22 protein-coding genes and 2 pseudogenes are annotated in these 23,099 nt (G+C 68.2%); 13 read left to right on the top strand and 11 right to left on the bottom strand.

The features are described 5' to 3' along the window. Positions 1–352 precede the first annotated feature (352 nt). Entirely contained in the window at positions 353–610 is a 258-nt protein-coding gene (locus tag IFT82_RS19635) for a hypothetical protein (protein ID WP_192129821.1), read from the top strand. 9 nt (positions 611–619) lie between these two features. Here IFT82_RS19635 and IFT82_RS19630 read toward each other — a convergent pair whose 3' ends face one another. Continuing rightward, a complete protein-coding gene (locus IFT82_RS19630; protein WP_192129820.1) occupies positions 620–2,056 on the bottom strand; it encodes an NAD-dependent succinate-semialdehyde dehydrogenase in 1,437 nt (478 codons plus the stop codon). Between the two features lie 43 nt (positions 2,057–2,099). Then, positions 2,100–2,675, bottom strand: a complete 576-nt coding sequence (locus IFT82_RS19625) for a DUF1993 domain-containing protein (RefSeq protein WP_192129819.1) — start codon at positions 2,673–2,675, stop codon at positions 2,100–2,102. Between the two features lie 133 nt (positions 2,676–2,808). Here IFT82_RS19625 and IFT82_RS21080 point away from each other — a divergent pair. From IFT82_RS21080 to IFT82_RS19615, 3 genes and pseudogenes are all read left to right on the top strand, one after another. Continuing rightward, a pseudogene (locus tag IFT82_RS21080) lies at positions 2,809–3,954 on the top strand (esterase-like activity of phytase family protein); the annotation flags it as partial. 90 nt (positions 3,955–4,044) lie between these two features. After that, positions 4,045–4,158, top strand: a pseudogene (locus IFT82_RS21555) (PEPxxWA-CTERM sorting domain-containing protein); the annotation flags it as partial. A 43-nt stretch (positions 4,159–4,201) separates the two neighbouring features. Further along, positions 4,202–5,845 carry an NAD(P)/FAD-dependent oxidoreductase gene (locus tag IFT82_RS19615; protein ID WP_192129817.1) on the top strand — a complete coding sequence of 548 codons (1,644 nt, stop codon included), beginning with the start codon at positions 4,202–4,204 and terminating at the stop codon, positions 5,843–5,845. A gap of 13 nt (positions 5,846–5,858) precedes the next feature. Here the strand turns inward: IFT82_RS19615 and IFT82_RS19610 are convergent, their stop codons facing one another. Both IFT82_RS19610 and IFT82_RS19605 read right to left on the bottom strand, forming a co-directional pair. Then, on the bottom strand, positions 5,859–6,149 hold the full coding sequence (locus IFT82_RS19610) for a UvrB/UvrC motif-containing protein (RefSeq protein WP_192129816.1): 291 nt from the start codon (positions 6,147–6,149) through the stop codon (positions 5,859–5,861). Beyond that, positions 6,146–6,553 (bottom strand): reverse transcriptase-like protein, encoded by a 408-nt coding sequence (locus tag IFT82_RS19605; protein WP_192129815.1) that lies wholly within the window; start codon positions 6,551–6,553, stop codon positions 6,146–6,148. The genes IFT82_RS19610 and IFT82_RS19605 overlap by 4 nt, the downstream gene beginning before the upstream one ends. A gap of 92 nt (positions 6,554–6,645) precedes the next feature. Between IFT82_RS19605 and IFT82_RS19600 the strand changes: the two genes are divergently transcribed. Beyond that, the gene (locus IFT82_RS19600) at positions 6,646–7,719 is read left to right on the top strand and encodes an oxidoreductase (protein ID WP_446740990.1); all 1,074 of its coding nucleotides are present in this window, start codon (positions 6,646–6,648) and stop codon (positions 7,717–7,719) included. Here the strand turns inward: IFT82_RS19600 and ypfJ are convergent. Continuing rightward, a complete protein-coding gene (gene ypfJ / locus IFT82_RS19595; protein WP_192129813.1) occupies positions 7,705–8,622 on the bottom strand; it encodes a KPN_02809 family neutral zinc metallopeptidase in 918 nt (305 codons plus the stop codon). The two genes, IFT82_RS19600 and ypfJ, sit on opposite strands and share 15 nt — an antisense overlap. Positions 8,623–8,734: 112 nt before the next feature. Here ypfJ and IFT82_RS19590 point away from each other — a divergent pair, with 112 nt between their 5' ends. Continuing rightward, positions 8,735–9,529 carry a 3-hydroxybutyrate dehydrogenase gene (locus IFT82_RS19590; RefSeq protein ID WP_192129812.1) on the top strand — a complete coding sequence of 265 codons (795 nt, stop codon included), beginning with the start codon at positions 8,735–8,737 and terminating at the stop codon, positions 9,527–9,529. Then, a complete protein-coding gene (locus IFT82_RS19585; RefSeq protein WP_342355170.1) occupies positions 9,526–10,191 on the top strand; it encodes a DUF4893 domain-containing protein in 666 nt (221 codons plus the stop codon). The genes IFT82_RS19590 and IFT82_RS19585 overlap by 4 nt, the downstream gene beginning before the upstream one ends. On the opposite strand, the gene IFT82_RS19580 is transcribed toward IFT82_RS19585, so the two are convergent. Genes IFT82_RS19580 through IFT82_RS19570 form a run of 3 tightly spaced genes read right to left on the bottom strand, consistent with a single transcriptional unit; the run spans position 10,149 to position 12,122 of the window. Next, on the bottom strand, positions 10,149–10,757 hold the full coding sequence (locus IFT82_RS19580) for a hypothetical protein (RefSeq protein WP_342355169.1): 609 nt from the start codon (positions 10,755–10,757) through the stop codon (positions 10,149–10,151). The two genes, IFT82_RS19585 and IFT82_RS19580, sit on opposite strands and share 43 nt — an antisense overlap. A 22-nt stretch (positions 10,758–10,779) precedes the next feature. Further along, positions 10,780–11,724 (bottom strand): aldo/keto reductase, encoded by a 945-nt coding sequence (locus IFT82_RS19575; RefSeq protein ID WP_192129811.1) that lies wholly within the window; start codon positions 11,722–11,724, stop codon positions 10,780–10,782. A gap of 59 nt (positions 11,725–11,783) precedes the next feature. Beyond that, positions 11,784–12,122: a hypothetical protein gene (locus IFT82_RS19570; protein WP_192129810.1), complete on the bottom strand. Its 339-nt coding sequence runs from the start codon at positions 12,120–12,122 to the stop codon at positions 11,784–11,786. Between the two features lie 125 nt (positions 12,123–12,247). On the opposite strand from IFT82_RS19570, the gene IFT82_RS19565 reads away from it, so the two are divergent. Genes IFT82_RS19565 through metH form a run of 5 tightly spaced genes read left to right on the top strand, consistent with a single transcriptional unit; the run spans position 12,248 to position 18,105 of the window. Then, complete coding sequence (locus tag IFT82_RS19565) at positions 12,248–13,201, top strand: ArsR/SmtB family transcription factor (protein ID WP_192129809.1); 954 nt, start codon at positions 12,248–12,250, stop codon at positions 13,199–13,201. Further along, complete coding sequence (metF, locus tag IFT82_RS19560) at positions 13,198–14,139, top strand: methylenetetrahydrofolate reductase [NAD(P)H] (RefSeq protein WP_192129808.1); 942 nt, start codon at positions 13,198–13,200, stop codon at positions 14,137–14,139. Before IFT82_RS19565 ends, metF begins: the two co-directional genes overlap by 4 nt. Positions 14,140–14,156: 17 nt before the next feature. After that, complete coding sequence (locus IFT82_RS19555) at positions 14,157–15,203, top strand: homocysteine S-methyltransferase family protein (protein ID WP_192129807.1); 1,047 nt, start codon at positions 14,157–14,159, stop codon at positions 15,201–15,203. Then, entirely contained in the window at positions 15,200–15,430 is a 231-nt protein-coding gene (locus tag IFT82_RS19550) for a hypothetical protein (protein WP_192129806.1), read from the top strand. The genes IFT82_RS19555 and IFT82_RS19550 overlap by 4 nt, the downstream gene beginning before the upstream one ends. Beyond that, on the top strand, positions 15,427–18,105 hold the full coding sequence (metH, locus tag IFT82_RS19545; protein ID WP_192129805.1) for a methionine synthase: 2,679 nt from the start codon (positions 15,427–15,429) through the stop codon (positions 18,103–18,105). The genes IFT82_RS19550 and metH overlap by 4 nt, the downstream gene beginning before the upstream one ends. A gap of 22 nt (positions 18,106–18,127) precedes the next feature. Here metH and IFT82_RS19540 read toward each other — a convergent pair whose 3' ends face one another. Then, on the bottom strand, positions 18,128–19,531 hold the full coding sequence (locus IFT82_RS19540; RefSeq protein WP_274602279.1) for an FAD/NAD(P)-binding protein: 1,404 nt from the start codon (positions 19,529–19,531) through the stop codon (positions 18,128–18,130). Further along, a complete protein-coding gene (locus tag IFT82_RS19535) occupies positions 19,518–20,117 on the bottom strand; it encodes an alpha/beta hydrolase (RefSeq protein ID WP_192129804.1) in 600 nt (199 codons plus the stop codon). Before IFT82_RS19535 ends, IFT82_RS19540 begins: the two co-directional genes overlap by 14 nt. A gap of 229 nt (positions 20,118–20,346) precedes the next feature. On the opposite strand from IFT82_RS19535, the gene IFT82_RS19530 reads away from it, so the two are divergent. Then, on the top strand, positions 20,347–20,601 hold the full coding sequence (locus IFT82_RS19530; RefSeq protein ID WP_192129803.1) for a hypothetical protein: 255 nt from the start codon (positions 20,347–20,349) through the stop codon (positions 20,599–20,601). Positions 20,602–21,344: 743 nt separating this feature from the next. On the opposite strand, the gene IFT82_RS19525 is transcribed toward IFT82_RS19530, so the two are convergent. Further along, the coding region (locus IFT82_RS19525; RefSeq protein ID WP_207105849.1) for a hypothetical protein at positions 21,345–23,099 on the bottom strand (1,755 nt) is incomplete at its 5' end.

Below are 23,099 nucleotides of genomic sequence, written 5' to 3'. Positions count from 1 at the left end.
TCAGCACGCCCGTGTGAATCCCCTTCGACTCAGGTCGGCCGGAAAACGCTCTAGAGCCGGATGGCATCAGGTTGAACCGGATGTTCGTCGTTGCGAGCGGAGCGAAGCAATCCAGGGCGTCTTGGTCCGGCGCTGGATTGCTTCGCTACGCTTGCCATGACGGATTGGGTCAGACCAATGTCATCCCGCTCTAAAACGGGCGCCTGTCCCTGCTCGACTTTAGGTATCGCCGGGGAAACGGGAAGGAGTTGACGGACGGCCGCGCCCGGCTGCCGATACGGGGGATCGGATAGCGGCGATGTTCCCCGCCTGCGATCCAGCCGCTATGGGCGGCGTCGGCTGGAGGTGCCCGATGGTTGACGATTATGCCCATGGCCGACGCGATGGCCTGCGGCTGGCCCTGTCCGTGCTGGCGGCGGAGGAGGCGAAGTGGGCGGCGTTGCTGGGCGAAAGCCCGTCATGGCGGACCAACGCCATCCGCGAGGTGCGGCACAAGACGTTGCAGGTCGCCCAGAAGCGCGTGCAGACGGTGCTGGGCCGGCTGACGCCCAAGGACGATCCCGCCGCCGATGCGGAGATCGCCCGGGCGCTGGCGGAAGCCGGCCTCTGACCCCTTCGGTCAGCTGATATGCACCGTCTTGGTGACGAGATGGGCGGCGATCCCCTCCGGCCCGTCCTCGGACCCGTGACCGCTTTCCTTGATGCCGCCGAACGGGCTGTCGGGATAGCTGAGGCGGACGTTGTTGATCGCGATCATCCCCGCCTCGATCGTATCGCCCAGCATGTTCTGCCGACGGCCGTTCTCGGTGAAGCAATAGGCGGCGAGGCCGAAGGGCAGGCGGTTCGCCTCCGCGATCGCATCCTCGTCGGTCGCGAAGCGGCTGAGGAGCGCGATCGGCCCGAACGGCTCCTCGTTCATCGCCCGCGCGGCGGTGGGCACGTCGGACAGGACGGTCGGCTGGAAGAAGAAGCCGGCATCGCCATCCCGGTCGCCGCCCGCGAGCAGACGCGCGCCCTGCGCGGTCGCATCGCCGACGAACTCCGCGATCGCGTCCGGGCGGCGGGCATTGGCCATCGGCCCCATCTGGCTGGCCGCATCCATGCCGTCACCGACCCGCAGCGCGCGGGTCCGTTCCGCGAAACCGGCGGCGAAGCGATCGTAGATGCCGTCCTGCACCTGAAAACGGGTCGGCGCGACGCAGACCTGACCGGCGTTGCGAAACTTGTGCGCGACCAGCGTGTCGAGCGTCCGGTCCAGGTCGCAGTCGTCGAACACCAGCACCGGGCCGTGGCCGCCCAGTTCCATCGTGGTGCGCATCATCGTGTCCGCCGCCAGCTTCATCAGCGCCTTGCCGACCGGCACCGATCCGGTGAAGCTGAGCTTGCGGGTGATCGGCGAGGCGAGCAGGTGGCGCGACACCATGTCGGGCGCGCCGAACACGCACTGGGCGACGTCGCCGGGCAGTCCGGCATCCTGGAAGCAGCGCATCACCTCCACCGCGCTGCCCGCCGTCTCCTCCGACGGCTTGATGATGATCGAGCAGCCCGCCGCCAGTGCCGGTGCCAGCTTGCGCACGACGTTCATGATCGGGAAGTTCCACGCACAGAAGGCGGCGACCGGGCCGACCGGCTGGTGCAGGACCATCGAGTGCGAGCCGGCAGGACGCGGCAGCACCCGGCCATAGACGCGCTGACATTCGGCGGCGTGGAAATCGAGCAGCCCGGCGGCAAAGGCGACCTCGCCCTTCGCCTCCGCCTGGATCTTGCCCTGTTCCAGCGTGGCGACGCGGGCGAGGTGATCGACACGCTCGCGCAGCAATTGCGCCGTCCGCGTCAGTACCGCCGCGCGCTCGGCCGGCGGGGTCGCTCGCCATGCGTCGAAGCCCCGCTGGCTGGCCGCCAGCGCACGATCGAGATCGTCCTCGGTCGCGAGCGGCAAGGCGGCCTGCCCGGCACCCGTCGCCGGGTTCAGCACGTCACGCGTGTCGCGCCCCGCCGCACCCAGCCATTCGCCCGCGATATAGAGCCCCAGCCTGGCATCATAGGTGGCATTCATCGCCCGTCTCCGTCTGTTGTGGTCTGTACGTGATCCCGTCGCGTCAGGCCGCCGGCATCGTGCCGGGGCGCAGACAGCCGAACAGATGGGCGACGTAATCCGCCTTGCCCAGCTCGACGCCCTGCGCGCGCAGGATCGCGTAGGCGGTCATCACGTGGAAGTAGAATTGGGGGATCACCCAGTCGCGGACATATTGTCCGGCGGTGAAATCGAATATCATGCCCTGCGGCAGGCTGTGGGCGATCGGGGCGGCCGGATCGATATCCGGCATGGTCGCGGCGGCGGCTTCCAGCGCCGCCAGCGTCTCGGCGATCCGGGCCTGCGCGTCGGCGATCGACCCGGGATGTCCGGCGGCGTTGCGCCCTTCGTCGATCAGCACCGCGATCGCCGCCGGGAACGCCTCGCCGCGCAGGCGCGCCACGCCCTCCAGCGCCTGGACGCAGGCAAAGCGGACCTGCGTCGACAGGGGGAACATGTCGGGTGCGAGCCGGGTGGACAGCAGCGCCGCCCCGTCAGCCGCCCCGTCACCGGTATCCCGCGCCGCCGCCTTGCCCAGCCAGGCCGACAGCGTGCCGAGCATCTGCGTGCAGGTAGGTAGCAGAAGGTCCGGCAGGGTCATGATGCGCTGTCCTTAACGGGGGACGGCCGGATCGGCCATGGCCGCCCGTCTACGCCCGCAGCGGGGGCGATGCCATAGCCGTGCATGACCGACGCGGAACCGTCGCCGTGCTGACATAACACCGTCATGACAGATGCTTAACGCGTCGTTCATAATGATGGGAGACACTCAGATGCGTGCCGTTTCGATGCTTGCCGCCGCTGCCGCTGCGGCGCTTGGTTGTTCCGCCGCCAGTGCGGCCACGCTGGTGGGTTACGCGCAATTGCCCGCCGCGACCTTTATTCCCGGTCCGACATCGGGCCAGTTCGGGATCGGCGGCAGTGGCTATACGGGGCCGTTCGTGGGGCAGCAGCCGGTACAGGGTTTTTCCTCAATCATCGCCAATGGTCGTGGCGGCTACACGGCACTGTCCGACAACGGGTTCGGCACGAAGGCGAATTCGGCCGATGCGTTGCTGCTCGTCCATGACCTGGACATCGATTTCCGGACCGCGACGGGTGGCACCGGCACCGTGACCCGCAACGCCAGCAGCGCGCTGAGCGATCCCAACCGGCAGCTGGGCCTGCCGATCCAGGCGGACGGGGCGACCTATTATGGCGGCGCGATCCCGGTCGACCCGGCGATCCGCGACGGGCGGTTGCTGACCGGGGCCGATCTGGATGTCGAAAGCTTTCGCCGGGTGGCCGACGGGTCTTACTATTTCGGTGACGAATTCGGGCCGTTCCTGATCCACACCGATGCCGATTTCAAGGTGATCGGCTCCGCGATCTCGCTGCCGGGGGTGCAGTCCCCCGACAGTCCGCTGTCGACCGGTACGTCGAACCTGCCCCGCAGCGGCGGGTTCGAGGGCATGGCGCTGACCCCGGACGGCGACACGCTGTACACGCTGCTGGAGCAGACGGTCGCCGGCGATCCCGCGCGGACGCTGCGGATCAACGCGTTCGACGTGGCGGCGGGCGGCTTCACCGACGAACGCTATACCTACGAACTGACCGGCGGCACCAATATCGGCGAGATGACGGCGATCGACGATCGTCGCTTCCTGGTCATCGAACGCGATGGCCGCAGCGGTGCCGCCGCCGCTTTCAAGGGCGTGTTCATGGTCGATTTCGATCAGGTCGACGCGAACGGGCGGCTCATCAAGCGCAACGTGCTCGACCTGCTCGACATCGCCGACCCGAACGACCTGAACGGCGACGGCAGCAATGCCTTCCGCTTTCCGTTCGTCACGATCGAAAGCGTCATGGCGGTCGATGACCAGACGCTGATGCTGGTCAACGACAACAATTTCCCCGGGGGTGGCGGCCGTGGCACCGGGGTGGCGGACAATAACGAGTTCATCCTCGTCCGCCTCGACGCGCCGTTGATCGGGGCGGTGCCGGAACCCGCGACCTGGGCGCTGATGCTGGTCGGGTTCGGGCTGGTCGGCGGCACGCTGCGCGCGCGGCGACGCTCGACATTGCCGGAGGTTGCCGCAGCCTGATCGCGGATTGCGGGGGGTCGGCAGCAGGGGTAGATGCGCGGCCATGCTGCGCATCACCGAACTGAAGCTGCCGATCAACCATCCCGAGGAGGCACTGGCCGCCGCGATCCGCAACCGGCTGCGGATCACGCCGCGCGATCTGGTGCGCTATGCGGTGGCGCGGCGGGCGCACGATGCGCGCGACAAGATGGACATCCAGTTCGTCTATTCGATCGACGTGACGGTGAAGAACGAGGCGCCGGTGCTGGCACGGTGCCGGCGCGACCGCCACGTCAACCCGACGCCCGATACCGGTTACCGCTTTCCGGTGAAGGCGCCCGCCGGCTATGCCGGGCCGCGTCCGGTGGTGGTGGGCGCGGGGCCGTGCGGATTGTTCGCGGGGCTGATCCTGGCGCAGATGGGGTTCCGCCCGATCATCCTCGATCGCGGCAAGGTGGTACGGGAACGCACCAAGGACACCTGGGGCCTGTGGCGCCGCAGCGAGCTGAACCCCGAATCCAACGTCCAGTTCGGCGAGGGCGGGGCGGGCACGTTTTCGGACGGCAAGCTGTGGAGTCAGATCAAGGACCCCCGCCATCTCGGCCGCAAGGTGCTGACCGAGTTCGTCAAGGCGGGCGCTCCGCCGGAAATCCTGACCGAGGCGCATCCGCATATCGGCACGTTCCGTCTGGTCACGATGGTGGAAAGCATGAGGGCGACGGTCGAGGCGCTGGGTGGCGAATATCGCTTCGGCTCGCGCGTGGACGATCTGGATATCGTGGTGGAGGCGGATGGCGGGCGGCGGTTGCGCGGCCTGCGGCTCCAGACCGGCGAGACGATCGACACCGGACCGGTGGTGATGGCGGTGGGGCACAGCGCGCGCGACACCTTCGCGATGCTGCACGAACGCGGTGTGCAACTGGAGGCCAAGCCGTTTTCGATCGGGGTGCGGATCGAGCATCCGCAAAGCTGGATCGACCGTGCCCGCTTCGGTCCGTGCGCGGGGCATCCCGATCTGGGGGCGGCCGCGTACAGCCTGTCGCACCACTGCACGAACGGGCGCACCGTCTACAGCTTCTGCATGTGCCCGGGCGGCACGGTGGTGGCGGCGACATCGGAGCCGGGGCGGGTCGCGACCAACGGCATGAGCCAGTATTCGCGTAACGAGCGCAACGCCAATTCCGGGATCGTCGTCGGCATCGATCCCGCCCGCGATTATCCGGGGCATCCGCTGGCGGGGATCGACCTGCAACGCCACTGGGAAAGCCGCGCGTTCGAGGTGGGTGGGCGAAATTACCATGCGCCGGCCCAGCGGCTGGGCGACTTTCTGGCGGGGCGGCCCTCCACGACCCTGGGCAGCGTGATCCCGTCCTATCGCCCGGGGGTGCGGCCGACCGATCTGGCCGACTGTTTGCCCGATTTCGTGGTGACCGCGATGCGCGAGGCGCTGGTCGCGTTCGGGCGCGAGATACCCGGATACGACCATCCGGACGCGGTGCTGACGGGCGTGGAGACGCGGACCTCGTCACCGGTGCGGGTGCCGCGCGGCGAGAATCTGCAGAGCGTGAACACCGCCGGCCTGTATCCGGCGGGCGAGGGGGCGGGCTATGCCGGCGGTATCCTGTCCGCCGCGGTCGACGGGATCAAGATCGCGGAGGCGGTGGCGCGCGATCTGGTCGGCATGGGCGTGGTGGCGGACGCGGCCTGACCGCCTGATCCCGTTACCGCCGGCCGCCGCGACGGGAGCGGCCGCTGGTCATCGGATCGGGCCTGGGGGGCGGCGTCCATCCGGGGGGTGGAGCGACGCGGGGCTGGCCGGTGCCAAGGCCCATCGCGCCTGCACGCTGGCGGGTGAGGCCAGCGGTGTCGGCCGTCGCGGCATCGGCATCGGCATCGGGGGTGCCGCCGCGCAACAGGTTGATCCGGTCGCGTAGGATACGCGCCTCCTCGAAATCCATCGCGGCGGCGGCGGCCTCCATCCGTTCGCGGAGTTGGTCGATCGTCTCGGTCATGACGACATAACGCACGGAAAGGGCTGGCGGACCGCGCCGTCGTGGCGACGGTCGAGCGCGATGCCGGCGAGGTTGCGGGATCGGCGGACATAGCGGACGTGCAGCGGCATCGTGGCGGTCAGCGCGTGGAACGCTGCCAGATGATCGAGCGCCGGCCCCCGCGCCTTCGCGGCACCGGTGGCCTGCGCGATGACCGCGCGGGAATCGCCGAGGAAGACGGGATCGGCCACGCCCTGTGCCTGGGCCAGCCGCACGGCGGCGATCAGGGCGTGCCATTCGGCATCCATGCTGTCGCCCGGCCCCAGATCGTCGGCGATATAGGCCACGCCACGCAGCACGACGGCGGTTTCCATGCCGGCCGGGCGGCAACCGCCGTCGAAGTAGAGCCGGGGGCGCGATGGCATGGGCGGGGTCGTCCTGTTCCGGGAATGGCGAACCGTCTATGGCCACCGCATGACCGGTTTTCAAACCGGACGGCGGATGCGGAGGAATGCGGGTGGTGATCCGGGTGGGCCTGATCGGTTATGGCTATGCGGCGCGGACCTTCCACGCGCCCCTGCTGGCGAGTGTGCCGGGCATGGCGCTGACGCTGGTGGCGTCGAGCGATGCGGCCAAGGTCCATGCCGACCTGCCGAGCGTGACGGTGGCGGCCGATCCGGTGGCGGTGGCGACGTCGGATGCGATCGATCTGGTGGTGATCGCCAGCCCCAATGCCAGCCATGCGCCGTTGGCGACGGCGGCGTTGCGGGCGGGGCGGCACGTCGTGGTCGACAAGCCGTTCACGCTCGATACCGCCGAGGCGCGCGACCTGATCGGGCTGGCGACCGCGCGGGACCGGTTGCTGTCGGTGTTCCATAACCGGCGCTGGGACAGTGACTGGCTGACGGTAAACCGGGCCATTCGGGACGGCGTGGTGGGGCGGCCGGTGCATCTGGAATCGCATATCGACCGGTTTCGCCCCGCCGTCCGGGCGCGTTGGCGAGAGGATGGCTCACCGGGCAGCGGGATATGGTATGATCTGGGGCCACATCTCGTCGATCAGGCGATCCTGCTGTTCGGCCTGCCCGAGCGGGTGCAGGCATCGATGGCGCGGCAACGCGAGGGCGCCCTGGCGGACGACTGGGCGCATGTCGTGCTCGACCATGGCGATGGGCGGCGGGCGGTGCTGCATGCCGCGATGCTGGTCGCGGGCGGCTCGCCGCGTTTCGTGGTCCATGGTGACGGCGGCAGTATCGTGAAGCACCGTCCCGACCGGCAGGAGGCGCAGCTGCTGGATGGTATCCGGCCGGGAGCGGACGGGTGGGGCGTGGACGACGACCCGCTGCGCCTGTTCGATCGTGAGGGCAATGTGACCACCCGGCCCGCCGATGCCGGTGACCAGCGATGCTATTACGCCGCCATCGCCGCCGCGCTGCGCGGGGAGGGGGCCAATCCGGTGCCCCCGGTGCAGGCGCTGGCGGTGATGGCGGTGGTGGAGGCCGCCGCTATCGCCGCCGCGACCGGGCAGGCGGCCGTGCCCGACCTGACCGATCGGGAACGGGTGGGCCTGATCGCATCATATCGCGCCTGAAAAGGTATCGCATTGGGCCGGGTCGCCGGTTTCCAGACCGCGTCGCAGCCAGCGCATCCGCTGTTCGGAACTGCCGTGCGTGAAGCTGTCGGGCACGACGCGGCCCTGACCTTCGCGCTGGAGCGTATCGTCGCCGATCGCGCGGGCGGCGGTCATCCCCTCCTCGAGATCCCCAGGTTCGAGCTGGTTGCGGTTTGCGGCGGCCCAGACGCCGGCATAGCAATCCGCCTGAAGTTCGAGGCGGACCGAGGCGGCGTTGCCCTCCCGCTCGCCGGCGGTGCGCTGGATGCGCTGCACCTGATCGGAGGTGCCGAGCAGGTTCTGGATATGGTGGCCGAATTCATGCGCGATCACGTAATATTGCGCGAAATCGCCCTTGGCACCGAAGCGGTTGGCCAGTTCGTTGAAGAAGCTGGTGTCGAGATAGATGCCCCGGTCGGTGGGGCAATAGAACGGCCCCATCGCCGCCTGTGCCGCGCCACACCCGGATTTGCCCGATCCACCATAGAATTGCAGGGTCGGCTTCGCGAATTCCTGGTTGCTCTTGGCGAACAGCGCCACCCAGGTTCTTTGCGCCGAATTGAATGCCTGGCAGGATGCGCGACTTTCCGGATTGACCGCGCAGGCGGTCGCGGCTTCGTTTTCGCCGGCCGGGGCGGAGCGGGTGACCTGCGTCGAATTGGAACCGCCACCGCCGCCGAGCAGCGACAGCGGATTTAGGCCCATCACCGCCAAGATGATGAGCACGACGACGATGCCGCCGCAGCCGAAGCGGCTGCCGATCATCGGCAACAGGCCCAGCAGCAGGCCGCCACCCCCGCCCCCGAAGCCACCGCCGCCGCCGCCTTCGCCACGCTGGTCGCCGACATTGATGTCGTTGGGATCGTAATCGTCGAGCCGCATGGAAAATTCGCCTGATCGTTGCGATAGTGAAATGCACGAAGCGGATAGCGGTTGCGGCACCGTCGCCCGATTGCGGCGTTGTCGAACTAACATGGGATAAGAGGCGGCAGCGATGGCGAACGGTTTTCTGCACGGCAAGACGGCGGTGGTGACGGGATCGACGTCGGGGATCGGGCTGGCCTTTGCCCGCGCCTTCGCCGCCGAGGGTGCGAACGTGGTGCTGAACGGGTTCGGCGAGGCGGAGGCGATCGAGCGTGCGCGCAGCGAACTGGCGGCGACCAGCGGCGCGGCGGCGCTCTACGATCCGGCCGACATGACGAAGCCGGAACAGATCGCCGCGATGATCGAGCGTGCGGTGGCGGAGACGGGCGGGTGCGACATCGTGGTCGCCAATGCCGGTATCCAGCATGTCTCGCCCGTCGCGGATTTTCCGCCGGAGAAATGGGATGCGGTGATCGCGATCAACCTGACGTCCGTGTTCCACCTGATGCGCGCCGCGATCCCGGCGATGCGGGCGAAAGGATGGGGGCGGATCATCTCCACCGCCTCCGCCCATTCGCTGGTAGCCAGCCCCAACAAGGCGGCGTACGTCGCGGCCAAGCACGGCGTGGCGGGACTGACGAAGGCGGTGGCGCTGGAGGTGGCGCGCGACGGGATCACCGCCAACTGCATCTCCCCCGGCTATGTCTGGACGCCGCTGGTCGAGAACCAGATTCCCGATACGATGAAGGCGCGCGGCATGACCCGCGATCAGGTGATGAACGACGTGCTGCTCGCCGCGCAGCCGACCAAGGAATTCGTGACGCCCGAACAGGTTGCGGCGTTCGGTCTGTTCCTGTGCCGGGACGAGGCAAAGGCCATCACCGGCGCGAACCTGACGATGGATGGCGGCTGGACCGCCGCGTGAAGAGATGCCTTGTCGGCCTCGTCTTGCTCGCGACGATGTCGGCGAACGGCGCCACCGCGCAGCGCATGGACGGCGTCGACTGGCGGCGGCTGGCGACCGCGCCCGATCGGTCGCGGTTGCGGGCGTGGCGATCCGCCTGGACCGAGGCACTGGGTGAGGCCCGCACCGATCGCGCCGCGGCGGCGGCGATCATGCGCGACCCGGCCCTGTTCGATCCCGACCGGACGCTGGCGGGCGCGATGCCGCCCGCGGGCGAGTATGACTGCCGGATGGTCAAGCTGGGGCGGCGTGGCAGCGTGGGGGCGGTCTATGCGGCGCAGGACTGGTCACGATGCCGGATCGCCGCCGGTGACCCATCCGACGACGCGGCGGCGCGGCGGCTGACCGGACTGGACGGCCGGCAGCGCCCGATCGGATCGCTTTACCCGGATACCGATGCGCGCGCGGTGTTCCTGGGATCGATGACATTGGCGGACGAACGCCCCCTCGATTACGGCCGCGATGCGGGGCGCGATATGGTGGGGATGGTCGAGCGGATCGCGCCGGCGCGATGGCGGCTGGTGCTGCCGCGCCCGGCCTATCAGTCGATCCTCGATCTGCTGGAGCTGCGCCCGGCCGGTCAGCGCGTAGGAGCGGGCAAGGCCGGCAACGTGGCCAGATAGGCGCGGCCCGGCAGGTTCAGCACGACGACGCGACCCGGATTGGCCGCCGCCACCGCCTTCAGGAACGAACGTGGTTTCTTCATCAGGCCGGGATGGTCGAGGCCGGTCAATCCGGCCAGCCGGGCGGCTTCCCGCACGAAATGGACGCAGTTGCGGCGGTTGAGATTGTAGCGGCTGTCGCCGTTCTTGCCGCTCCATGCCGCCACCAGCGCGAGCAGGTCCGCATATTGCCGATCGGTGAGGATCACCGAGAACCGGGCGTCGCTGCCCGCCATGTAGAACGGCTTGGCGATATCCAGCTTCCCCGCGACCGTGCCGAACAGGATCGCGGGACTGAGCGTGCGGGCGGTGAAGCCGTAATTGACGTCTACCGGCGGTCCGCCGGCATCGGGCACGCCCCGCAGGGTGAAGAAGGCATGGGGAAAGCTGTTGCCGAGTTCATGGCTCCAGAACGTCACCGTCACGGCGGCCTGGGCGGCCATCGCGGTCAGCAGCCAGACGACGGCGGCGACGGCGGCGAGCAGGGGGCGGGGCAGGATCATGACGAAGCCGGTGATATCATACACTTCGCCATGATCGCCATGCCGGTCAGACGCCGGCGTTGGTCAACCGGTCCAATTGGTCCCGATCAAGTTCGAGGGTCATCGCCGGCAACAGATCGGCCAGCTGTGCCACGCTGGTCGCGCTGGCGACCGGTGCGGCGACGCCGGGCTGGGCGATCAGCCATGCGAGGGCGATCTGCGGCAGCGTCGCGCCGGTTTCGGCTGCGACCTCGTCCATCGCCGCCAGCACGGCCGCGCCGCGCCCGGCCAGCAGATCGGCCATCGAGCCGCCCCGCACGCTTTTGCCGAGATCGGCGGTGCTGCGGTATTTGCCGGTCAGGAAACCGCTGGCCAGCCCGTAATAGGGCAGGACCGCGACGTTCTCCTGCACGCAGTAATCCTGTAACTCACCCTCGAACTTGTGGCGGCTGACGAGGTTGTATTCGGGCTGGAGGACATGGACGCGGGGCAGATCGGTGCCGCGTGACACGTCGATCGCCGACTTCAGACGGCGACCGGTGAAATTGGATACGCCCAGCACGCGGACCTTGCCGGCGGCGATCAGCGAACCGAAGGCGGCGAGCACCTCCTCTTGCGGGACGGCGTCATCGTCCTGATGCGCGTAATAGACGTCGATCCGGTCGGTGCCGAGGCGGCGCAGCGAGGCTTCGCAGGCAGCGATGATGCGCGCGGGCGCCAGTTTCTCGCCCCCGTCGCCGGGGAGCATCCCCACCTTGGTCGCGATCAGCACGTCGTCGCGCCGGCCGCTGGCCTTCAGCCATTCGCCGATCATGGTTTCCGACTCCCCGCCCCGGTGGCCATCGACCCAGGCCGAATAGACGTCGGCGGTGTCGATCATCGTGCCGCCGCCCGCGACGAACGCGTCCAGCACCGCGAAGCTGGCCGAACGATCCGCCGTCCATCCGAAGACGTTGCCGCCCAGGACGAGGGGGGACAGATGAAGGTCGGTCGAGCCGAGGCGCTTGTTCATGACGGTTCCTGTGGGAAGACGTGCCGGGCGACGCGATCGTCGCCCGGCAAACCGATCGGTCAGTCGCGGATGCGCTTGCCAGTGTTCTCCAGCGCGCGGCCGGTGGCGTCGGCGGCACGGTCACCGGCGGCGGCGGCATCGTCGGCCGCGTTGTCCACGGCCGCACCGGTCTTGTCGGCGGCACGATCGATCGCGACGCCGGCATTGTCGATGCTGCGCTCGGCCGAGTTCAGCGCGCGATCGGTCGCGGCGTCGACGTCGGCGGTCGCGTTCTCGGTGGTGGCGGCGGTATCGGCGGCGATCGCGTTGGCGGCCTCCGACGTCTCGTTCTGCGCGTTCTGACTGCAGGCGGCGAGCATGGCGACAGCGGCCAGGGCCGGCACGACGAACTTCTTCATTGCGTTTCTCCCGTTGCGGCGACCCCAAGGGGGGATCATCGCGAACCGTAACGCTACCGAAAGCAATCGGGTCCAGCCAACCAGTTCGATTGACCGCATATAAAGATTTCTTTATATGATGATCCATGATCGATCCGCTCGACATCTTCGGCGCGCTGGGCGACGCCAGCCGGCTGCGAATCCTGGCGCTGTTGCGGCGGATGGAGTTGTCGGTCGGCGAACTGGCCCAGGTATTGGGGCAGAGCCAGCCACGCGTATCGCGGCACGTGAAGATCCTGTGCGATGCCGGTCTGGCGGAGCGGCGCAAGGAAGGCAGCTGGGTGTTCGTCGCGCTGGGCCGGCCGGAGGTGGTGGGGCCGATCGCCGCCGCGCTAGACGGCTGGAGCGCGGGGCAGGCGGATCACTGGGCGGTGGCGGACGCGGCGCGGCTGGCGGCGGTGCGCGCCGATCGGGCGGCGTCGGCGGCGGCGTGGTTCGAGGCGCATGCCGGCGAATGGGACGCGATCCGATCGCTCCATGTCGCCGAGAGCGAGGTCGAGGCGGCGATGGCGGCGGTGCTGGGCCCTGCGCCGCTGGGCACGTTGATCGATATCGGCACGGGCACCGGCCGGATGCTGGAGCTGTTCGGCGCGCGGGCGGACGCGGCACTGGGGATCGATCGATCCTCGGAGATGCTGCGGCTGGCGCGCGCCAAGCTGGCCGGCGCCGCGAACACGGAATTACGGCAGGCGGACCTTTATGCGCTGCCGATGACGGACGGGGCCGCCGATGTGGCGATCATTCATAACGTGCTGCATTTCGCGCAGCAGCCCGGCGCCGCGATCGCGGAGGCGGCGCGGGTGCTGGCCGGCGGGGGGCGGTTGCTGATCGTCGATTTCGCCGCTCACGATCGCGAGGAACTGCGCACGCAGGACGCGCATGTCCGGCTGGGCTTCGCCGACGAACAGGTCGCGGGCTGGGCGGAGGCGGCGGGGCTGCGGATCGCGCGGGTGGAAACGCTGGGCGGCGGCGAACTGACGGTGAAATTGTGGCTGGCGCGGAAGTTTGCGCCCGCCCTGCACGAGGTGAAGGCGGCATGACGATTTCGGTGGACCAGCTGGCGGAGGCGCGATGCGCGCTGGAATCGCCCCTTTACGCCGATGTCGACGGCGATCTGGACGTGAGTTTCGAGTTCTTTCCGCCCAAGAACGAGAAGATGGACGAGCAATTGTGGGATGCGGTGCGGACATTGGAGCCGCTCGGCCCCCGGTTCGTCTCGGTCACCTATGGCGCGGGCGGCACGACGCGGGAACGGACGCACGCCACGGTCGCGCGCATCCAGCGCGAGACGTCGCTGGCGGCGGCGGCACACCTGACCTGCGTCGAGGCGACCCGCGCGGAGATCGATCAGGTCGCCGAGGAATATTGGGCGGCAGGCGTCCGCCACATCGTCGCGCTGCGTGGCGATTCGCCCAGCGGCGGTGGCAAATTCGTCAGCCATCCCGGCGGGTACGAGAATGCGGCGGCGCTGGTCGCGGGACTGAAGCGGCTGCATCCGTTCGAGATTTCGGTCGCGGCCTATCCGGAATCGCACCCCGATTCGATGGATGCCGCCGCCGATCTCGATAACCTGCGCCGCAAGCTGGATGCGGGCGCGACGCGCGCAATCACCCAGTTCTTCTTCGAGCCGGAGACGTTCTTCCGCTACCGCGACCAGGTGGCAGCGGCCGGGATCGATGCGGAGATCGTGCCGGGGATCATGCCGGTGATGAACTTCGCCAGCGTCCGTCGCATGTCCGCGATGTGCGGCACCGCGGTGCCGGCGTGGATGGAGCGGCTGTTCGACGGGCTGGACGCGCATCCCGCCGCACGCCAGCTGGTGGCGGCGACGGTGGCGGCGGAACTGTCGCGCCGGCTGTATGCGGGGGGGTGCAAGCAGTTGCACTTCTACACGCTCAACCGGGCCGAACTGGCCTATGCGATCTGTCATCTGCTGGGGGTTCGGCCAAAGGCCGGGGCCGAGGCGGTGGCGGCGTGAGCGGCGAGGGACGGGACATGACGGCACGCGAGAAGCTGCAGGCCGAGGCGGCGAAGCGCATCCTCATCACCGATGGTGCTTTCGGCACCGAAATCCAGAACTGGAAACTGTCGGAGGCGGACTATGCCGGCGATCTGGGACTGGACCACGACCAGAAGGGCAATAACGACATCCTGGCGCTGACCAAGCCCGAGGTGCCGGAATCGATCCACCGCGCCTATTTTGCGGCGGGGGCGGATATCGCGGAGACCAACACCTTCTCCGCCAACCGGATCAGCCAGGCCGATTATGGTGCCGAGCATCTGGTGCGCGAGATCAACGTCCAGAGCGCGCGGATGGCGCGCCGCGTCGCCGACGAGTTCGCGGCGAAGGATGGCCGACCGCGCTTCATCGCCGGCGCGATCGGGCCGACCAACAAGACGCTGTCGCTGAGCCCGGACGTCAACGACCCCGGTTATCGCGAGATCGATTTCGATTACCTAAAAAGCGTGTACCGCGAACAGATCGACGCATTGGTCGAGGGCGGGGTGGATTTCATCCTGATCGAGACGATCTTCGACACGCTGAACGCGAAGGCGGGGATCATGGCGACGCTGGACGCGGCGCACGATCTGGGCCGCGACCTGCCGCTGATGCTGTCGATGACGCTGACCGACCTGTCGGGTCGCAACCTGTCCGGGCATACGGTGGAGGCGTTCTGGCACGCGGTGCGCCATGCCAAGCCGGTGACGATCGGGCTGAACTGCTCGTTCGGCGCGGAACAGCTGCGCCCGCATGTGAAGACGCTGAGCGAGACGTGCGACACGCTCATCATGATCTATCCCAATGCCGGCCTGCCCAACGAACTGGGCGCGTATGACGAGGAACCGGCTACCACCGCCGGACTGGTCGGCGAATGGGCGGTCGCGGGGCAGGTCAACGTGCTGGGCGGCTGCTGCGGATCGACGCCCGCGCACATCGCGGCGATGGCGCAGAAGGTGCGCGGCCTGTCGCCGCGCGCGGTGCCGGTGCCGCCGGTGCGGACGCGGCTGGCCGGGCTCGAACCCTTCACGATGGCGGCATGACCCCCTTCCAGATCATCGCCCGGCTGAACGCGGCGCGTATCCACCATTCGATCACCAGCATCCGCGACGATGCGATCATGATCGATGCCGCCCCGCCGGGCGAACGCTGGGAAATCGAGGTGTTCGAAGACGGGCATGTCGAGATCGAACGTTACCGCTCGAATGGCGAGATCGCCGACGAAGCGGCGCTTGCCGAACTTTTTGCTGGTTTCCCGGACGCCTCATGACCACCACATCCTCCGCCACCCAGTTCGTCAATATCGGCGAGCGCACCAATGTCACCGGATCGGCGGCATTCAAGAAGATGGTGATGGCGGGCGACTATGCCCGCGCGGTCGAGGTCGCGCGCCAGCAGGTCGAGAACGGCGCGCAGGTGGTCGACATCAACATGGACGAGGGGCTGCTCGATGCGCACCACGCCATGACGACCTTCCTGAAGCTGATCGCCGCCGAACCCGATATCGCGCGCGTGCCGTTCATGATCGACAGTTCCAAATGGAGCGTGATCGAGGCGGGGCTGAAATGCGTGTCGGGCAAGCCGATCGTCAATTCGATCAGCATGAAGGAGGGCGAGGAGCAATTCCTCGACCATGCCCGCAAGTGCATGAACTACGGCGCCGCCGTGGTGGTGATGGCGTTCGACGAGGTGGGGCAGGCGGACACGCAGGCGCGCAAGGTCGAGATCTGCGCCCGCGCCTACGACCTGCTGATGGGGATCGGCTTTCCACCCGAGGACATCATCTTCGATCCCAACATCTTCGCGGTGGCGACGGGGATCGAGGAGCATAACAACTATGCGGTCGATTTCATCGAGGCGGTGAAGGAGATCAAGGTCCGCTGTCCGCACGTCCATATCTCGGGCGGGCTGTCCAACCTGTCCTTCTCGTTCCGCGGCAACGAGCCGGTGCGCCGGGCGATGCATTCGATCTTCCTCTACCATGCGATCCCGGCGGGAATGGACATGGGGATCGTGAACGCCGGCCAGCTCGACGTGTACGACGCGATCGATCCCGAACTGCGCACCGCGTGCGAGGACGTGATCCTGAACCGCGATCCCGAGGCGGGGGACCGGCTGGTCGCGCTGGCCGAGAAATATCGCGGCACCGACGCCGTCGCCGAGAAACAGGCGGCGGAATGGCGCAGCCTGCCGGTGAACAAACGGCTGGAATATGCGCTGGTCAAGGGCATCGACCTGCACGTCGTCGAGGATACGGAGGAATGCCGCCAGCTGTTCCCCCGCCCGATCGAGGTGATCGAGGGGCCGTTGATGGACGGGATGAACGTGGTCGGCGACCTGTTCGGATCGGGCAAGATGTTCCTGCCGCAGGTGGTGAAATCGGCGCGGGTGATGAAGAAGGCGGTGGCGCACCTGCTGCCCTTCATCGAGGCGTCGAAGGAGCCGGGTGCCAAGGGCAAGGGCAAGATCATCATGGCGACCGTGAAGGGCGACGTGCATGATATCGGCAAGAACATCGTCGGCGTCGTGCTCCAGTGCAACGGCTTCGACGTGGTCGACCTGGGCGTGATGGTGCCATGGTCCAAGATCATCGCGGCCGCGAACGAGAATGATGCGGACATGATCGGCCTGTCGGGTCTCATCACGCCGTCGCTGGACGAGATGGTGACCGTCGCCGAGGAGATGAAGCGTGCCGGCATGACGATGCCGCTGCTGATCGGCGGCGCGACGACATCGAAGGTGCACACCGCGCTGCGCATCTCGCCGGCCTATGACGGCCCGATCGTCCATGTCCTCGACGCCAGCCGCGCGGTGGGCGTCGCGACGACGCTGGTCAGCGATACGCAGCGCGACGCCTATGTCGCCAGCGTCGCGGAGGATTACGAGAAGGTGCGGATCGCGCGGGCCAGCAAGGGACAGAACGACCTGTTGCCGCTGGCCGAGGCGCGCGCGCGCGGGTTGACCGTCGACATGGCGCTGAAGGCACCGCCGGTCGCACGGCCGGGCGTTCACCGGTTCGACGACTGGGACCTTGCCGACCTGCGCGGCTATATCGACTGGACGCCGTTCTTCCGCGCCTGGGAACTCGCCGGCAATTTCCCAGCGATCCTGACCGACGAGGTCGTCGGCGACAGCGCGACCGGGCTGTACGAAGACGCGCAGGCGATGCTCGACCGGATCATCGCCGAGAAGTGGCTGACCGCCAGGGGCGTCGCCGGACTATGGCCGTGCCATCGGCATGACGACGACGTCTGGGTCTATACCCAGCACCGCGAGGCGCATCGCAGCCCCGACGGCGCGAGTATCCCCGAGGGGTTTCACATCCCCAACCTCGACCGGACGCAGGAAGCGACGGTGCGGTTGCCGTTTCTGCGCCAGCAGATCGCCAAGCGCGAAGGTCGCGCGAACATGTGCCTCGCCGATTTCATCGATCCCGCCGGCGACTGGATGGGTGGCTTCGCGGTCGGCATCCATGGCATCGACGCGCATATCGCGCGATTCAAGGCGGACAACGACGATTACAACGACATCCTGCTGAAGGCGCTGGCGGACCGTCTGGCGGAGGCATTCGCGGAGCGGCTGCACGCGCATGTCCGCACCGACCTGTGGGGCTATGCACCGGGCGAGCAACTGACCAACGAGGCGATGGTTCGCGAGCAGTATCGCGGGATCCGGCCGGCGCCCGGTTATCCGGCGTGCCCGGAACATTCGCTCAAGCGAACGCTGTTCGACATGCTGGATGCCGAGGCGAACACGGGACTGGAACTGACCGACAGTTTCGCCATGCTGCCCACCGCGGCGGTATCGGGCTTCTATTTCGGTCATGCCCAGGCGGAGTATTTCGGCGTCGCGCGGATCGGGCAGGATCAGGTCGAGGACTATGCCACCCGCCGCGGGGTGGACATGGCGACGGCGACGCGGTGGCTGCGGCCCAATCTGGACTGACCGGCGCCGGTTCCGGTTCCGGCTACAATCCCTCGCCGATCCAGTGGCTGTTCGACAGACGGCGCGACAGATCGGCGCATTGCCGGCGGATGTCGGGCACCGCCACGATTTCCCAGAAGCTGCCGCGGGTCATCGGCCCGACGCAGTAGAGATCGGGTTGGGCCTGACCGTCGCGATCGATCACGCGCGAACCGTCGTCGACGTCGATCCCCAGCCGCAGGGCATCGGGCCTGACCATGCCGCCCGCCACAAGCTGGCGCAGCAATGGCTCGGTGGTGCGCAGCACGTCTCCCTGCGGGCCGGTGCAGTTGACGATGCGACGGGCGATGGTGTCGCACGCATCGTCATCGCCGCGTGGTCGCCAGCGGATCAGCGCCCCCTGCGGGTGGGGGGCGACCGTGGCGATCTTGCCGGCGGCGAACCGCAGGCGGCCATCCGCCACCATCGCGTCGATCCGCTCCGCCACCGCCGGGGCCAGCCGGTGGCGGTGAACATCCCAGAACGGGCGGCAATGCCGCAGGAAACGGCCGCGCATGACCGCATCGGCGCGCGCCCACCAGCGCTGCGTCACCGGGCGCAGCGTATCGACCGCCGCCCGCCAGCCGAGCGTCGCGGCATCGGCGCGCAGCCGGCCGACCAGCGCGGACAGCGGCATGTCGGGCGTCTCCGTCCAGCCGGGGGCGGGCGGGGTGCCATCGACATGACGGCGCGGCGCGAGACCTCGGCGGGACAGGGCGAGGATAGGGCCTTCGAACCCGACCGCATCGAGCCGCAGCGCGATATCGATCGCGGTCAGACCGGAGCCGACCAGCACGACCTGGTCCCGGCTCGACAGGCCCGCCGCCGACTCCTGCGCCCAGGGGTCGTCGATATAGACGCCTGCGGGCAGGGCGGCGGGGTCGATCCCGGGTGGTGCGTGCGGCGGCAGATTGCCGAGCGTGAGGACGACGGCATCCGCCGCCAGCGTATCGCCTCCCGCCAGTGTGATGCGCATGGTGCCAGCAAGGCGGTCGATCGCATGGACCTCGCCCGACAGGATCGTCAGTCGATCACCCGCGGCGTCCCGCACGGCGGCCAGGGTCTCGCGCAGATAGGCGCCGTAGGTTTCGCGCGCGACGAAATCCGCCGGGGCGGCACCGGCCCGGTCGCGACACCAGCGGGCGAAGTGATCGGGATCGTCGGGAAACGCGCTCATCGCCGCGGCCCTCACGTTGAGCAACTGGCCGGGATGGGCGGCGCCATAGGCGATACCGCGACCGAGCCGTTCCGGTGCCCGTTCGACCAGCGTCGTGCGGGGGCCGCCGAAACGGAACAGGTTGATCGCCATCAGGGCGCCGCTGAAGCCGCCGCCGACGATCACGACATGGCTGTTCGCGTCCAGCCAGCCATGCCCGCCCTGGCGGGCGGCACGATCAGAGCCGGGCAATGCGCGCGCGTGCCCGGTTCACGTCCTGCTCGACGATCTGGCCCGTCAGTCGCAGGAACAGTTGCTGCGCCTGCCGCCACGCGACCGGGCGATCCGCGCGTCGCCGCTCGCGCCCGTTGACGATGAGGCGGCTACCCCAGTGGTCCGCCGCCGCGCCGACCGTCGCGCCGTCCGGCTGGATCACGAGCGAGGGGAAGGGCAGGCGTGTCCGTGGCGAATCGAACAGGGCGGCATGGTCGCCGCGCCCCGGATCGAGCAGGATCGCGCCGGCGATCCGCGCCACATAGTCGCTGGGCGACAGCCGCGCCCACCATGCGCTCGCCGCGCAGCCGAGCCCGTCGGCCACCAGCAATACCGCCCGGTCCGCGCCGCGCACGGCATCGTCCAGCTTCGCCGCCCAGCGGGTGCGATCCGCCACCGATCGCACGTCGAGCGGGACGGCATCGCCGCCGCTCGCCGGCCAGCCGAACATCGCCTGCCATGCGGGTGCCGGCGTCGCCGCGCCGAACACCGTCACGACCGAGAAGCGATCGGTGTCCACGCCGTCCATCAAGGTGCCATTTATCGCGACCAGTGCCGTCATCATGATCCCCCGTGCAGAGCCACAGGGTAACGCACGGCCCGGTCCCGGGTCCAGCGCCGCCCTCGGCAATACGATGGCCGGTGGCGTTCGCGAGGCGGAGCCATGTCGCAGCCGATCTATCCCGATCGACAGCTTTTCTTTCAATCCCTATCAAATTGATAGGATATGATGGCCGTTATGGGACGACGCCGAAAGGCCCGGACCCGCCGGATCATCAACAAGGGATATATTCATGAAGCCGATCGTCGCCGCCACTCTCACCCTCGCCGCCGCCTTGTCGCTGGGCGCCTGCTCCAAGCCGGAGCCGACGACCACGGCCGCGGACAACGAACTGACGTTGAACGAGGGCGATTTCCCGGCCGAGGGCAATCTTGGCGAGGTCGAGGGCAATTCGACGCTGGGCTTCGACAATTCGCTGGGTAACGCCGATGCGGGCCTCGTGAACGAGGCGATCGCGAACGAGGGTGCGCTGCTCAACGGCAACTGACGATCTTGCCGCCGCCTTCCGGGGCGGCGGCCACGTGACGCGCCAGGTTGCTCCCTAGGCGTCAACCTCGAACCCGGCAGTCCGCTGCCGGGTTATTTTTTGCGTTCGACGGGCGGGGAATGGCACATGGAAGCGCCTGAACACGGGATATGTCGTTTTTCAAACCAAGCTGCTCAGCCATCTATCTGTCAACCAGACTTTTTTTCAAAACCAGCAGACGGGTTCTTTTCAAGCAACCTGCTCATATCGCCGTTAATTTCATTTCCACCTGCGCAGCGTCGCATGCTCCAGGGGCGTGGGGCGTGGGGCGTGGGGCGTGGGGCGTGGGGCGCATCGCCCTCATGCCGATGATGCGTCGGAGATGATCGCTGGAGATGCTGCATTGCACCATGCAACGAAGTGTTCTGCGGATTGCCGGTGTTGACGAACGCCCACCAGCGCCCGACCGCGCGGGCTCGGTCAACACAGCGGCGGCGGGCGGCGGAAGCCAGCGCCCAAGCGCCGGCGCTTGATCTGTGAGTGGCATGACGGGGGATCAGTCGATGGCGCTCATCACCGTACAGGTCGTGCCGCTGTGGGCTATGTTCGGATAGCCATCGCTCAGTCCATCCGGTTCCCCAGATCGTCCGGGCGCGTTCGCAGCGCGGGCCGGGTGGGCCACGGCACGCAAATTATTGGCCGATCGACTTGGCCGATTACCCGCCGCGTCGCGATGAAGGGAATACGATCCGGGTTGGCAATAATTATCCGTCGCCCCGCAGTCCCCACGTTTCATCATTGTTTGAATCGGGATGGATCGACGTGTTCGGGTCTCTGGACCCGCCTTCCCCCAACACGTGGACGATCAGAGGCAGCAGGTCGCGCGACCACGCTCCAGCAATCTTCACCTCATCGAAGAGGCCGCATCGGACGATCGCCTCATGGACGGACGCGAGATCCCGGCCTAGGATTGCGGCGATCTCCGGCAGGACGACGATCTCGCCGGCCCGTCGCACGACGTCCCCGATGCGGTACATCTTGGGGTTGATCCCGGTGTTCGCGAGCCCGGCGAGGAGGTTGGCGCCGTCCTGGGGCGCGTTGAGCACCTCAAGGGCGTCGCGCTGGATCATCATGGCACCAGAAGCGTCACCATTGTCCACGCCCGGACCCGATGCCAGCACGTCGATCGCTTCGCGGGCGGCCGCGGGGACCACGATCCTGTCGATGAGTCGGCCGTCGCCGACGAGCGCGTACGGGATGTCGCCTGACAGGAGCGCCCCGATCACCCGCCCCCACGCCTTGAGCCTGCCGCCGGCGCGGCGCATCAACTGCCGGAGGGAGACGGGATCGGCCATCGGACGCTGGCCGTCGGATAGCGCCTTCAAGAAGGCGTCGACTCGTCCAGGCGTGAAGAACGAGCCGGTGCCGGGCAATGAGACCGCGTCCGCGATCAACGTCCCCGAGGCGGCAAGCTGCTCTAGACCGTACAGCGGCAGTCCGAGTTCGTACGCCAGGGCCGCGGGCTCGCGCCTCGACCGCCATGCATCGCCGAGAGCCGTCAGTTCCGCGGGGTCGTAGGCCGGCAGCAGCCGGGCGCCGTGCACCCGCCGATGGCGGGTCACGAGCCCGTGCTCCCACGCGGTGGTTAACACCTCGGGCGACAACCTCGCGATCTCCGTGGCCGGACGGATGCCGACCGGCTTCGTCGCGGACGCCCCGTCGGACCGCGCAGAGACCGCGGCACGGGTGCGTGGTACCCCTCCAGCGCGGGCGAGAGGCGCGAGCCCGTGCCAGGCGACGCGCAGTCGTTCGGTCGTGATCTTGCTGACGTCGGGATCGAGTTCGACATCGGTCAGGCCGTCGGGCCAGCGGACCAGCGCATCGCATGCGGAGTGGAGCGCCGCCAGACGGGTTTCCGCTTCCTCGAACGGGCGTTCGGACGATCCCGGATCGATCGCCCGGGCCAGCGACAGGACGATGTCGAGGACCGGGCCGCGGTCGACCGTCCGCAACGGTTCGGGCAGCACCGCGCCGACGTCGAGCCCGGCCATGAGCCGTTCCGGGAACAGCGTCGCCAGTATGCCCAGCGACTGCCGCATCCGCTCGGGCACGGGGACCGGATCGATCCATGCGAGCGGATCGCCGCACCTGTCGCACTCCTCCACCCGCGTAGCGGTCCGCGTCCAGCGCTGGACGACGCCCCCGATCTCGCAGCCGCATCCGTCCTGCAGCATGTCCCACCCTTCCAGGCAGAACGGGATGTCGGACAGTTCCCACATCGCCCGGTGGTAGTGCGGCAGGCCGGTTTCGTCGGCACGCAGGGCGGCCGGCGAGAAACGTCGCGTCCGCGTCGCGATGCGGCGATGGTTCACGCCGAAGCCGAAGAACGAGACGCGGCCCGGGCCGAGCGGCTCGTACCTGCGGCTACGGACCTCGTCCTCGGCCACGCGGATGGCGAAGGCGAGTTGGACTTGCCCCGGAAAAGTGGAGAGTTCCCCTGAGGTGAAAGGCGAACTCGA

The organism is Sphingomonas sp. CFBP 8760 (assembly GCF_014841615.1).
Classification (GTDB): Bacteria; Pseudomonadota; Alphaproteobacteria; order Sphingomonadales; family Sphingomonadaceae; genus Sphingomonas.
The sequence above is the reverse complement of the archived record's forward strand: the minus strand, read 5'-3'. Positions and strand labels throughout refer to the sequence as shown.